The organism is Ignavibacteriales bacterium, assembly GCA_026390575.1.
Classification (GTDB): domain Bacteria; phylum Bacteroidota; class Ignavibacteria; order UBA10030; family UBA10030; genus Fen-1298.
This window is the reverse complement of sequence record JAPLFR010000016.1, coordinates 444,120-459,169: the sequence shown is the minus strand read 5'-3', so window position 1 is coordinate 459,169 and position 15,050 is coordinate 444,120. Positions and strand designations below refer to the sequence as shown.

At 41.4% G+C, this 15,050-nt stretch carries 8 protein-coding genes; all 8 read left to right on the top strand.

Annotated features, from left to right (window positions below; all coding sequences use genetic code 11):
• Window positions 1-19 precede the first annotated feature (19 nt).
• The 8 genes from NTX44_14840 (at window position 20) to NTX44_14805 (ending at window position 14,981) form a co-directional block, all read left to right on the top strand.
• A complete protein-coding gene (locus tag NTX44_14840; GenBank protein ID MCX6122885.1) occupies window positions 20-1,273 on the top strand; it encodes a hypothetical protein in 1,254 nt (417 codons plus the stop codon).
• Window positions 1,274-1,569: 296 nt separating this feature from the next.
• Window positions 1,570-3,084: a cellulase family glycosylhydrolase gene (locus NTX44_14835; protein MCX6122884.1), complete on the top strand. Its 1,515-nt coding sequence runs from the start codon at window positions 1,570-1,572 to the stop codon at window positions 3,082-3,084.
• 99 nt (window positions 3,085-3,183) lie between these two features.
• Entirely contained in the window at window positions 3,184-6,537 is a 3,354-nt protein-coding gene (locus NTX44_14830) for a carbohydrate-binding protein (GenBank protein ID MCX6122883.1), read from the top strand.
• A gap of 81 nt (window positions 6,538-6,618) precedes the next feature.
• A complete protein-coding gene (locus NTX44_14825; protein ID MCX6122882.1) occupies window positions 6,619-7,803 on the top strand; it encodes a T9SS type A sorting domain-containing protein in 1,185 nt (394 codons plus the stop codon).
• A gap of 31 nt (window positions 7,804-7,834) precedes the next feature.
• Window positions 7,835-12,235, top strand: a complete 4,401-nt coding sequence (locus NTX44_14820; protein MCX6122881.1) for a CotH kinase family protein — start codon at window positions 7,835-7,837, stop codon at window positions 12,233-12,235.
• Window positions 12,236-12,433: 198 nt separating this feature from the next.
• Window positions 12,434-13,498, top strand: coding sequence for a hypothetical protein (locus tag NTX44_14815; GenBank protein ID MCX6122880.1), 1,065 nt, complete (start codon window positions 12,434-12,436; stop codon window positions 13,496-13,498).
• A 56-nt stretch (window positions 13,499-13,554) separates the two neighbouring features.
• Window positions 13,555-14,298: a polyphosphate polymerase domain-containing protein gene (locus NTX44_14810; protein ID MCX6122879.1), complete on the top strand. Its 744-nt coding sequence runs from the start codon at window positions 13,555-13,557 to the stop codon at window positions 14,296-14,298.
• 17 nt (window positions 14,299-14,315) lie between these two features.
• Entirely contained in the window at window positions 14,316-14,981 is a 666-nt protein-coding gene (locus NTX44_14805; GenBank protein MCX6122878.1) for a DUF4956 domain-containing protein, read from the top strand.
• Window positions 14,982-15,050 lie beyond the last annotated feature (69 nt).

The following is a 15,050-nucleotide window of genomic DNA, read 5'->3' as shown; positions in this document are numbered from 1 at the left end:
AAATGGAAGGAAAGAAAGTATGAATATGAATATCTTTTATATACGAACAACTGTTATAGCATCACTCTTACTGGCGATGGCTAGCGGATGTAAGTATGATGTTGCCGAGCCTTTGTGGGATAGTCCTCCAGTGGCATCCACAGAGGTTACTATTACGAGCATCGATCCAGCGCAGGAGGCAGCCCCTGGTGTGAATTTCATTACGATCCATGGAACCGGATTCAAAGGCGCACTAGATACAACAGTCATTCATCTTTTAAATGGAGATACAACGAACATCTATAAGGGCGTCTATTTTGACAATATAGCTGCAAATATTATCGAATGTACACCAACTGCAATAAAAATGCTAAGACCAAATTTGTCCGGTGATTCGATTAGAATAAAAATAGTTTCGGATGCGGCATTAGTTGCTGCAAAATCTGATCCTTACAAAATTGATCCGGTGATGCAACGATTCGGTTCTTTTAATGATAATTTTCAAATAAATGCTATTGCCGTTGATAAAGATGAAAACGTGTACGTATTGAAAGGGACAACTCCTTTTAGCGTGTTTAAAATAACACCGGCTGGTGGAAAAACGATAGTAGGAACTGCAACGAAAGAGCCGTCGGATGCAATAATTGGCACTGACGGAAAACTCTATTACCTAAACAGTATCTTCCCAAACACAAAAGAAATTCATATGGTGGACTTACAAACGGGAATAGATTCTACTTGGTACACTTTTGCTCCTGTTAAAAATGTTATTTGCGGTGACTTTGACGCCAACGGTTATTTATACACAGCCGGTCGAAAAAGTGGTATTCAAGTAATACGTCCGAATCGATCAAGAAGAGATGACGGCTATTATGCAACTGATTCGGTTTTAAGTATGCGCGTGTTCAACGGATATGTTTATGCTGCGACTAGAAAGGCAATATATCGCCATTCGATTACTGATTCAAGTAAGATAGGCAGCCCGGAATTAGTACTCGACTTAACTAATACTGCATTCGGTCCCATTCCATTAAAGGCATTTTCCTTTTCTGCAGATGGAAGTAAGATGTACATTGGAACAAATTCACAGTATTCAATCCTGATTGTTGATGCAACGAGTACACCAATATCACCTAATCAAGTGGATATTCTTTACAAAGCTATTCTGCCGCCCTATTGCAAACAGTTTTGCTTTGGAGATAAACTCTATATGATAAGTGGAAACGTGACCCCAGCAGTAAATTGGATTGTCTATAAGGTTGATGTAGGAACATCCGGAGCGCCAAATTATTGAGAGAATATTGAATCATTCCAATGAGGCGAAGGAAACTTATGATGATTTAAAATGATAAATGATTCTGAAAAATATTCTGAATTAAAAGGGTCGGTTCAGCTTCTCTTAAACCGACCTTTTTGTTCTTTGTCTGGTTATTCAGATTTGAAATGAACATATCTTTCCATATATAAAATCCTCAATATGGTTTACTAAAAACATTGTCACTCAAAAGTTAGGTGATGATCAGCATTGACTCAAAGTGAAATTAACTGTAGAATAGTTTAGTTAAAGTTCTTATCCAGAGGAGTCTGAAAATGAAAATTCGGTACTTAATGAATATGTGTTTTATCGTTCCAGTTTTAACTCTCCCTTTATTCGGCCAGACCGGAGGTATTACACATGTTGGTAAACTCTCCAAGCTGTCGGCTGATAGTATTGCAGCTGACACAACAGGGATGGGTACTTTGACCTCTGTTGAATTGGCTAAAGCGATGATTCCGGGATGGAATGTTGGTAATTCATTAGATGCTATAGGCGGCGAAACATCATGGGGAAATCCTATGATATCTCAAAGCCTCATCGATTCAATAAAAGCGGCTGGGTTTCATTCAGTCCGTATTCCTGTTGCGTGGAGCAGCCATTTTTCTGATGCATCGACATTTACAATTGATCCAGCGTGGTTGGACCGTGTTGAACAGGTTGTCAGCTATGTGTTAGACGACGGTATGTTCGCAATTATTAATGAACACTATGACGGCGGTTGGATACAGCCGACGTATGCACAGCAAGCATACGTAAATGATCGTTTAGCAGCTATGTGGCGTCAGATTGCGATCCGTTTTCGTGATTATGGTGGTCATCTCCTGTTCGCAGGCATGAATGAAATCCATATTACAGACGTCTATTCAGGACCAACAGTTGAGAACTATACCGTTCAAAATAGTTTTAACCAGACCTTTGTCACTACAGTACGTTCAACGGGTGGGTGTAATGTATATCGTTATTTAGCTGTACAAGGCTATAATACAAATATTGATTATACTTATAATTATTTTGCAATACCTACGGATGTAACACCAAACAGGTTAATGGTAGAAGTTCATTATTACGATCCATATGATTTTACATTAAACACTAGTAGTACAATTACTCAGTGGGGGAAGAATGCCACCGACCCTAGTAAAACCGAGACATGGGCAAATGAATCATACGCTGATGGTCAGTTCCAGAAAATGAAAACCAAGTTTATCGATAAGGGCTATGCTGTAATATTGGGCGAGTATGGTCCTATGGCCCGTTTAACTCTAGGAAGCGATGCTCTCAATGCTGAACACGCAAGATATCGTCTCTATTATATGGAATATATTACACGGTCTCTTGATAGGCATGGTTTAGTACCTATTTATTGGGATAATGGGTATACCGGTGATACCGGTGAGGGTATTTTTGACCGTTCGACAGGAGCTCAGGTATATCCTGATATCATAAAAGCTATGATCGATACGCTTATTACAACCACTGGCGGCAGCACAGGCGTAAATATCCTTAATGTTAACCCAAACCCGGCAATATTTTTCTTAAACCAGAATTATCCAAATCCATTCAACCCAAGCACAAAGATTGCTTATGCATTAAAGAGAAGCGGTCCTGTCCGTCTTTCAGTGTTTGATGTATTGGGTCGGGAAGTAGGGGTTCTTGTACATGGTGTTCAAACTGCCGGAGATCATCAAGTTATATTTTCTGGCAGGGATGTAACGAGCGGTATTTATATATACAAGTTGCAAGCAGACGATGAAGTACAGCTAAAGAAGATGGCGCTCGTAAAATAAATAGTAAGACTTCTGAATAATATGCTTCTATGATTATATTTAACATTTGTGGAATAACTCTTCAAAAGTGGTTTTAAAAACGGAAAGGAAGCGCACCTGATGATCCGATTTTATATTTTCTCTTTCGTTTTATGGATTCCGAGCCTTTTCGCGCAGCAAGCACCGTATGGTGGAACTCCGCACTCTATTCCGGGAATAATTGAAGCTGAGGAATATGATCTGGGGGGTGAAGGAATAGCGTATCACGATCTTGACACGGCGAATCAAGGGGGACAATTCCGATTGAGCGAGGGTGTTGATGTTGAGACTTGTTCTGCAGGTGGGTACAGCGTTGGTTGGATGAGTACGGGGGAGTGGATTGAGTATACGGTCTCTGTTACAAAGGCGGGAAATTACACTCTGCGAATCCAGTTGGCTTCGGCTTTAACCGGAGGTACCGGCCACATCTCATTCAATGATAAGGATGTAACAGGTATTCAGACTGTGCCGAACACAGGGGGGTGGCAACAATGGGTATTGGTTGAAATTCCGCATATTCAACTTGACTCCGGCCTACAAGTCATGAAGCTTACTGTTGATAATGCAGGTTATAATATTTCGTACTTCCAATTTAAGGAAGAAATCGATTACGGGGAACTTCCAGATATGCCGCATTATTCTGCAGAACATGGATTCTTTACGTCGCCCTTTGATCTTACGATATCAAGTGATTCTATAGGATCGGTTATCCGCTATACATTAAACGGATCTGATCCGCGAGAAGATACGGGCGCGATTGAAATAGCCTCACCGGCAACGATTCGAATCGATCCGGCTCTTACGCAAAATCGAACATCTACGCCAGCGGTTGTTGTGCGTGCATATGCCACGATCAATGGGGTTCCGGTAACGAACGTTGGATCTCAAACCTATATTTTTATTGACCAGGTAAGGAATCAGGCAAATCCGGGCGGTGCATGGCCTCAAACATCATTTGGCACGACACCTGTGGATTACGAAATGGACCCTGATATAGTGAATTCCGGGGCCTATAATTATTTGATCGATGACGCATTGTTACAGATTCCGACGATTTGTATCAATACCGATATTGGAAATCTTTTCGATGCAAGTACTGGGATTTATAATCACCCAACAGGGAGGGGCATTGAGTGGGAGCGTCCAGCTTCTGTCGAACTGATTGATCCACATAAAAAAGAACCTGGTTTTCAAATAAGCTGCGGATTGCGTCTGCGGGGCGGGTACAGCCGAATCGGTGCACAGCCCAAGCATGCCTTCCGGTTCTTCTTCCGGAAAGAATACGGCAAAGGGAATTTGGAATATCCGCTGTTCGGAGATGAAGGAGTGTCAAAGTTTGATTGCGTGGATCTCAGAACGGCACAGAATTATTCCTGGAGTTATCAAGGCAGCCATATTGCTATTTTTACAAGGGATTTGTTTTCCCGCGACTGCCAGCGCGACATGGGACAGCCGTACACACGAAGCCGTCAATATCATCTTTATCTTAATGGTATGTATTGGGGTTTGTATCAGACTCAAGAAAGATCAGAAGCATCGTATGCGGAATCGTATTTCGGTGGTGATAAGAGCGGTTATGATGTGGTAAAAGTGGACATGAATAATGGATATAGTATTGAAGCAACGGATGGAACTCTCGATATCTATAATCAGCTTTGGTCGGCTTCGAGTTCGGGGTTCGTATCAAACGAGGCATATTTTAAAGTGCAAGGAAGGAACATGGATGGTTCGGTGAATATCAATTATCCTGTTCTTGCTAACATAGATAATTTGATAGACTACTTGCTCATAATTTATTACACCGGAAATTTCGATGCACCATTAAGCGCGTTTATGGGTAATCAGCGACCGAATAACTTTTACGGTATATATGACCGGCTTGGCCGTAACGGGTTTCTGTTTTTTATACACGATGCGGAACATACTTTGATGGATCAACGATACAGCGAGAACAGTGATTATGGACTTGACCGCACAGGACCGTATTTCGGTACGAGTATCGACCAAACGTATTTCAACCCGCAGTTTCTCCATGAAAAACTTTCCAAAAACATCGAGTATCAAGTGTTATTCTCAGACCATATCTATCGTCATTTTTTCAATCACGGGGCACTGACGCCGCTGGCCTCTCAGCAGCGAATGGCTGCACGGAGCAGTGAGATCGATACGGCGGTGATCGCAGAATCTGCACGTTGGGGAGATACAAAAGTGCATCCTGCGCGCACCAAAGATGATGATTGGGTACCGGCGGTATCATGGCTCATGAATTCTTATTTCCCAACTCGCACAGGGGTCGTTCTTCAACAGCTTAAGAACGACATCCTCTATCCATCAATTGATCCGCCAGTGTTCATGTCTGGTACTCTAGAAATACAGGATAACATTTTGGCTCTTCATGCAGGTGGCAAAGTCCGCTTAGTGAACAACAATTCATCTCAGGTAGGCTCCATTTTCTACACACTCGATGGTACCGATCCGCGCGCCATAGGAGGATCTCCAAGTCCGTCGGCTACAGATGCGGGAGACGAAATTGAATTGTCAATCAATTTTAATATGGTAATAAAGGCTCGCGTGAAAAATGGCACTACATGGAGTGCTTTACATGAAATTTTACTCAACACCGGAGAGGCTTTGAGTGGAGTAAGAATCACAGAAATTCATTATAATCCGCTCGCTGAAGGAGATATCAGTAGTACCGAGTTTGAATTTATTGAATTGAAAAATATTGGATCAACATCTCTATCCCTTGCAGGTGCACACTTTGTACAAGGCATTGAATACACTTTCCCCAATGGGCCCGTACTTTTACCGAACAACTTCATTGTACTGGCTTCGAACGCCGGTATGTTCCAGAAGCGATATGGATTCGCTCCCACCGGTGAATATAACCAACAGTTAGATAATAGCGGAGAGCGTCTGACGTTGGTCGACGTGGCAGGCGATACACTTTTCACTGTTCGTTACAACGATAAAGCGCCCTGGCCTGATGCGGCGGATGGCAGCGGGTATTCGATAGTGGCTAAAAATATTAACGGTTTTGGAAACCCTGATTCAGCTGATTATTGGAGAGCTTCTTTATACATTCATGGATCACCGGGGAGAGATGATATAGTCACTGGTATAGAGGATGCATCAAGCCGGCCGCCTGGTAAATTTCAACTCAATCAAAATTTTCCGAATCCATTTAATCCAACAACAACGATCGGTTATCAGCTGATGGCAAACAGTTCTGTCAGGATCACCGTGTGCGATTTGCTCGGGCGGGAAGTTGCCGTGCTGGTAAATCAAGAACAATCTGCCGGAAGTCATTCAATTGAATGGGATGCAACAAAATATTCAAGCGGGGTTTATTTTTATCGTTTACAAGCTCACGAAAAATCTGGTGGGCAGATCGGTTCTTTCATCGATACGAAAAAACTCGTGATAGTAAAATAGTGCGCTCTTGTTTCACATTATTCGTTTTCTGTGTTCAAATAATTGTCGATGGTTCTTGATACTATCTCTGTCGGAAAAATTATGAAGAAATGGTTATGGATTTTATTTCTGAGCATGCTCATTCATACTTCTCTCATTGCTCAATCACTTACAAGCATTGTCCTTCCGCAATACATTCAGGGAAACACCGGAACGAACGCTAACCGCATTCCGTTCGCGTATCGAGCGAGATTATCCGGATTATCGGCAAATGCCATATATCGCTATTACAATCAAGTCGTCATTTCGACAGATGCAGCTACCGCAAATGGTGCAGGAAACTGTATTTTTGCTTCGAAGACAGGTAGTTTTGTTAGAACAACAAATCCAGGTCTTAAAACAGCAGGAACCTACGATTCACTCACAACAGATGGTACAGGTGCATATGAAGGATGGTTTATTATTGAACCCACTGGAAGCGGTAAGTTTGTGCCTGGGAAGTACATTTTTATGCGTATCATTCTGAATGATGGCGCTGCTGGATCAACAGCAGTGACACGAATTACGACCACCGACTCAGTACGGGTAGTAAAACTTGATCCTGCCGTCAGTGACAGCACCGGAACGTGTCTCCGAGGCACAAGTTCTGCAAGTCCAAAGGATTTTATCTTTACGTATGACAATACAACCGGCACCGGTCGCCCCATTTCTGGGTCATTTGTGGAGAGCGATGGAACAGACAATACGACCGCTAAAAGCTATGCGTCTTTTTACGGTTCCAACGTAAATGGTGTAAATGGTGCCTTTGGAGTTGTCCTGCCAAATGCGCTGGCGAATGGTGTCCGACGAATTGAGCAGCGTTCTCTATTGACAGGTTCTATCATTGCTGCTGCAACCGATGCAGATGGTATCTGGCCGAGTGGTGTAAACACCGTAAACCCTGCTGGAGGAACGACTGAAATTGTCCTTGCACCAACAGACGTGCAATTAACAACTGATGTACAACACATGAGCAGCAAACCTGAAGACTTCGCATTATTCCAAAACTATCCGAATCCGTTTAATCCTTCAACAATGATCAAATACCAGCTGCCTCAGATGAGCAATGTTACGTTGCTGGTATATGATATCCTCGGACGAGAGGTGACCACGTTGGTCCATGAAACAAAAAAAGCAGGGTATTATTCCGTCGAGTTCAATGCTGCTTCATTGCCGAGTGGAATCTATTTCTATAAATTAACTGCCGGCAAATCTGCACAGACAAAACAAATGATTCTTGTGAGATAAATAATTAAGGGAAGATATAAGGACGCTTCGAATGTATAATTTAAGATTATTCTTTTTTATCGGAATGATGCTTACGGTTCATTGCAATAGTTTTGCACAGCATTCCAGTCTGTACATCAATGAATTCATGGCTTCTAATATACTTGCCTATGAAAATACAAATGGAGATTACGAGGATTGGATCGAAATATATAATTCCAGTGCATCGTCGATAGATATTGCCGGTTTTTATTTAACTGACAATCTTGGAAGTAACAATCATTGGCAAATTCCGTCCGGGCAACAGACGAAGACGACTATCCCTGCGTATGGATATTTGGTCTTGTATGCAGACGAACTTCCTGGACTTGGAGCAAATCACCTAAGTTTCAAATTGTCTGGTGCCAGAGGGCAGATTGTATTACTCGGCACAGATAACACGACAATTCTTGATAGCATTTCTTATGAGTCACAGTTCAGAGACATTTCTTACGGTCGTTCTCCTGATGGCAGTGGGCAGTGGATGTTCATAACGGACTTTACTCCTGGGAGGACAAATAAACCGGGTTATAAGACATTCGTTTTACCACCAACAATAGATCAAACAGCGGGTTTCTACCAGAGTCTTACTGTTACAGTTCAACCTGCTGCGATTGGGGACACTATCCGCTTTACGCTCGATGGTTCTGATCCTACGGGAGCTTCAACTCAGTACACAATACCAGTGGAGATAACTCAGACTTCAATATTCAAAGCTCGATCATTCAAATCAGGTACACTGCCAAGTCAAATAACGACTAAAGCATTCTTTGTTGCACATCACGATTTGCCGGTTCTTGCTCTGATGACCGATCCTAAGAATTTGTACGATCCTGCGACTGGTATTTATGTGAATGACAAGGATGGCCGTGCATGGGAGCGGTACGGTGAGATGGAATATTTCGAGAATCAATCTCTTGCATTTCATATTCCATTGGGATTGCGGATTCAGGGCAATACCGGTCCTACGGATTACCATAAAAAATCGTTTCGTACATACTTTCGAAAAGGGTACGGCAATGAGAGGTTGGTATATCCGCTGATCCCCGATAATCCTGTCACTTCATTCTCGGAAATTGTACTTCGCTCCGGGTACGATGATAATATGGAACCGGTACCATATAAGGGGACACTTGTACGGGACCCGCTGGTCGGAAAGCTTTGGCGAACAATGGGTGCACTTTCTCCTTACGATCGTCTCGCTGTTCTTTATCTCAACAACAGTTACAATGGTATCTACGATCTCAAAGAAAGTATTAACGATGCATACATCAGTGATCACAAAGGATATTCTGATATAGATATGTTTCGAACGCGATGGGATTCTCTCGAGACCCAATACGGCAACAGGGTCAAATGGGATGAGTTGGTAAGATTCTTCAGCAGCAACTCGTTTGTCAGCGACACAAAAATTGCGGAAGCTTCCCGACTTCTTGATCTCGATAATTACACCGACCTTCTGGCACTGACTCATGCCACCGAGTATAAATCATATGCATATGGCACATTTGCCTTCCGTCAGAAAACCGATAATGCACGATGGGAATGGACGATATGGGATACTGATCGCACATACACAGAGGTTACCTGGAATGGGTTTACCACGCGATATAATCCCATCGATGTATATCTCGACACACTCATCACAAAAAAATTACTGCAGAATCAATCGTACCGGGTTAAGTTCATTAACAGGATCGCTGATTTATTGAATACCACATTCCGACCTGAGAACGTAACGATGATCATCGATTCTTTAGTCGGGATTATTGAATCTGAAATCCCGGCGGATGTTGCTAAGTGGAACAACACAGTTGCTCAATGGAACATAAATGTAGAATCCGTAAAGAGTTTTGCCAACCAGCGGCCTGCCATCCTCCGGCAGCAGATTCAGACATATTTCGGTCTTTCCGGAGAAGCGAATCTTACTGTTAACATTTCCGGGAGCGGCAAGATCCTTGTCAATACCGTTACAATAGCAACTTCTCCATGGTCGGGAAAATACTTCTGCGGAATACCAGTTACGGTAACAGCACTTCCTGATCCAGGATATCAATTCTCCGGCTGGGGAAGTACTTCGCAAACAGCGAATAAGACGGTCAACGTGAATCTTACTAGTGATACAACCATTTCTGCTGTATTTACTCCAATTGGATCTGCGAATGCAGAACTTATCGCTCCGAAACGAATAAAGCCAGGGCAATATCTTCCTTTTGTAGTGCGGATTCGAGATGCAAACGGAGAAATTAATCCGATTGAGCAAACGCCGATGAATATAATATTCAATGGTGCTCATACGGATACTGTGATAGCGATAAAGCGGGGAGCTGGGACGGGCTATGTTCAATTCAATGCGAGTTCTTCTTTTATGTTAAGCGTGCAAAATGCTCATGTTTCTGCTGCAGGAAAACAAATCGAGATCTCAACAGTCCCTACTCTCTCGTATTCTGGTAATCTTCCAGCGGGAGAAGTAATCTGGGATAATACTGCGGACAGACTTCTTGAAGGAGATATTACAATTCCCGTTGGTTGTCATTTGATTGTTCATCCTGGAACATGGATCATTGTGAAAAAGTATGTCAATTTCTATGTCCGAGGAGAATTCACAGTTCAAGGAAGCGCAGAGGAGCCAGTTGTTATCACTTCAGAAAATCGATCAGAACCTTGGGGCGGGATGGAATATGATAATGCAAATGCGACATTTGAGTATTGTATGATATTCAATGGTGGGGGAGATCTTTCAAAAGGATATCCAACCAATGACGGATGGCATACGGGACACCAGCATATATTCTTCGGGAAAAATAATTCGGCATTCACATTCAACCAGTGTTTCTTTCTCTATTCACCGGGAAAGGTCTTCGGTATGCAGGATGGCACAGCAACCGTACAAAATTCCGTCTCTTCATTCGTCTGGCACGGTGGAGAATTTCATAGAGTGCTGTTGCGATACACCAATAGCCATCTTATGAATATGCCTGACGACAACAATGCAAGTTATACCGAAGACATCGATACCGATGGTTTTCACATCGATTATGTAAATCCAAAATATCCACAATATTCCATCATCGATCGATGTTATTTTATTACGGGTAAGGATGATGCCATCGATCAACATAGTTCACGATTGAAAGTTTCCAACTGTTGGTTAGAAGATTTTGTTCATGAAGGTGTTGCTGCTTCTGGTGGCGATACGATCATGGTCTTTAATACGGTTGCGTTGAAAAATGATCAAGGATTTGAAGCCGGCTGGACGGACAATGGAGTAAGCAAGGGGCCATTTTTGTTTGTCGATCACTGTGTTGCCGTTGATAATCGAATCGATGGACTGCGTGTTGGCGATAATTACACCGGTACAAATTATAAGGATTTCTTAAAAGTAACCAACACCATCGTCTATCATAACAGGGATCACAACGTTTGGAATTACCTCTACGGTACGAATGCACCGGTTGCAGGCGCTTTGAATATTTCATACTCGATGACCAATGATTCTGTTTATGATGCTTCGCCGTCTTGTATAACTGGAGTACCGCAATTCGATCCTTATTATTATCTCCTTCCGGGTTCACCTGGAGTACATATGGGGATGCGTGGAACAAATATGGGGAGAGCGGATTCAACAGCGCTGACTATCGGTTCTATCGTGGTGAACGAGATTATGTACAACGCACCGACGAACATGGACTCAAAAGATTGGATTGAATTATACAATCCACAGTCGACGGATCAAGATATTTCAAGGTGGATTATCAAAGACGAGGATAATGCACATGCTTTCAGTCTTCCTGATGGTACTATAATTCCTGCTCAGGGGTACTGGATATTATGTGGCGATACTGCAGCATTCAAATTGGTATACCCGGATGTGATTACTTTTTCGGGAAATATTCCATTTGGATTTGGAGGAAAAGACCAGGTTCGTCTCTTCACTCCGAACAGTATGCTCGTCGATAGTGTTGCATACACAAATCAATCTCCATGGCCTCTCGAAGCAGATGGTCAAGGATATAGTCTCATTTTATTGGATCCTGAAAAAGGACATACACTTCCGGAAAATTGGAACAGATCAGGGCAATATGGTGGTTCGCCCGGAAGACAAAACTATGTAACAGGCGTGGAAGAACAAACAGAACGAATTCATCCGACCACCTATGTATTGGAACAAAATTACCCCAATCCCTTCAATCCGACAACATGTATTACATTTTGCATACCGGACAAAAAAATGGTAACATTAAAAATATTTGATTTACTTGGACGCGAAATAGCATTATTGGTCAATGAACAAAAACAGGCCGGCGTTCATTCTGTTTATTGGAATGCCGTTGGATTTCCCAGCGGTATTTACTTTTATCGCTTGCAAGCAGGTTCCTTTATTGAAACCAAAAAACTCGTTTTATTGAAATAAAGGGATTCTCTTATAAGGATCAAATAAGTCAGGAATATTCCAGGACAAGTATCTTTCAAGAATAACAAAAAAATAAAAGAATTTCTTTTACACAATTTAACCGTATTGATAAGCTGTAAAATATAACATTCAGTTCAATATATACTCAACGCTGCTCTTTATAATTACAGATTCCAATAATCATACAGTTCTATTACGATGCTTAAAAAAAGATCAAAAAATAGTATCTATGTTAGTTCTCTTGCAGTAAGTCTCCTTCTTGTACTCATCATGTTTGAAGTAAAAGTTCCTCATAGTATACGTACATATTTTGAGGTGCAGCCCATTCAAAAATGGGTGTTGGCCAAAGGCGTAGAAGGCCAGATCGTATCCAGTGTCATTCATTTCAAATCTGGTGCTTCTAACAACATCTCTGTTGTTCAGTTTGAACGCGGGGAATCGATGAACTTTAATTTCGTCCCTTCTATAGAATCAAAAACCTCTCTTATGGCTGGTGATACAGTTGGTATTGTCTATTCGAGCCGATTACATGAACGCCTCACACAATTGAGAGGCATCATCTTAATAGCACAAGCAGATTTAGTTGCGAAGAGTACAGGTGAAAAACAAGCTTTGATAGATGAAGCGAAGAAAAAAATAAAATACTCTGAAGCAAAAACTCAAGAAAAGACTCTGTTATTTGAAAGAACAAAAGAACTTTTTAAAAAGGAATATATCTCAAAAGAAGAATATGATGCTGCACTCTGGGAACTGAGACAAGCTGAAATTGAAAATGAAATTGATAGGGCGCAGCTTGAAGTATATTTAACAGGTAGTAAAAATGAAGATATCAAGGTATTGAAGACGACGATAGATTCGTACCTTGGCGAGATAGAACTTCTCAAGAAAAGACTTAAAGATTTTGTGCTCACGTCGCCTATCTCCGGAGATATTCTCAGGGAATACTCGAAGGATACTTTACTTGTTGTTAACAATACAACAAAGCTTATCCTCTACGCTCCTGTCCGATTTGAAAACGCACAGTATTTAAGAGAAGGTGAACAAGTACAAATTGAGCTCAGAAATGTTCCAGACGAAGTGACGGGAGTTTTACATTCCCTTTCAAAGGAAGTCAAAATTCTTAATGGCGTACAGATTCTTTATGCACGCATCATTATCGATCCACAAAAATTAAATATGGTGCCCGGTCTCTTGATTGGAGGCGAGATTATCCTTCCCAAAGTGACTATCACACAATACTTGATTTCGCTTTTAGAGAATTGATAACACTTTCCTTGATACTACTCGTTACAATTGCTTAAGAAGATAGTGTTGAAAAAATGAAAAACAGGTTGGAATACAAATATCTTGTTCCACTGCGTTCAATGGATCATTTGCGTAACGATTTGTTAAAATATCTCGATTATGACGCATATGCGACAGCGCGTCCGGAAAAGGAATATACCGTGCGCAGTATTTATCTCGATACGCATGACTATAAATGCTATTATGAAAAATTGGACGGCCTCCACACGCGAAAGAAATTCAGAATTAGGGGGTACAATACTCAGGATGAAAACAATCAGATATTTTTTGAAATAAAGCGTAAACATGATAACTTTATTTCGAAAAGTCGGGCAGGAATGTATTATCATGATTTGCATGAAGTGTTAAAGAATACGCAGAATGTTCCAAACCTTATAGAAAGAGGCGAGGATGACTTCGAATATTTTTATTATTATTATCAATTGAGGCATCTTGAACCTAAGGTATTGGTTGTCTATGACCGTGAACCATTTGAGTGTAAATTTGGCTCACAATTGAGAATAACATTTGATAAAAATTTGCGGAGTAAGTCGGTTAATAACTATTTAGAACTCTATGATGAAAGCAACCTGAGAAATGTTTACAGAACGGAATTTGTTTTTGAAGTGAAGTTTTTTCAAGTATTACCTCAATGGATTAACCGTGTACTTGGAAAATATGATTTGACACGTTTGGCAGTATCAAAATATACATCCTCGATTGACAGGCAAGATTCATCGACTGTCAAGATGAATACATTCGTTCGCAATGAGTATTAACAAAGGAATAGAGTACCATGCAGAATCTTCAAGGAATTGACCTTTTTTCCCCGACACTGTCGCAGATTATAATCAGTTTCACTATAAGCCTGCTCTGCAGTTTGATTATCTCGATGGTGTATCGTTTGACGTATAGAGGACCCGGGTACTCAAACAGTTTTGTCATTTCCATTATAGCCCTTTCTCTTATTACTTCGCTTGTCCTGATGGTCATTGGAAATAATCTCGCACGGGCATTTGGATTGGTCGGGGCACTCTCCATCATCCGTTTTAGAACGGCAGTGAAAGATACGATCGACATTGTGTACATTTTCTTTGGACTTGCCGTCGGGATGGCTGCTGGTGTGGGCTATTTTAAAATTGCAGTCGCGGGGACGGTATTCATTTCTTTTGTCCTGTATCTCCTGTCAAAAATTAACATGGATATGTTCCGGGGCGAACAATTTTTACTCCAGCTTCAATATTCCGACGACGATGTGTCAACGATCAAGAATATTATGCATACATACTGTTCCTCGTTCGAACTCATTAATATTAAAAGTCCGTCAGGCGGTGTTTCAAAAGAATTTTCTTACTATGTCAGCCTCAAGCGAAATAAGGATTATCTTGAATTCGTGAAAGACCTCAAGAGTGTCAGTGCTGTTCAATACATTAATCTTTTTAGAGATGAAGAGCATATTTAAGGCGCCTCAATTTTTATTTTCCCTACTCTTCCTTGGAATGATAGGTGTCTCTTGCAAAAAGAGCAATTC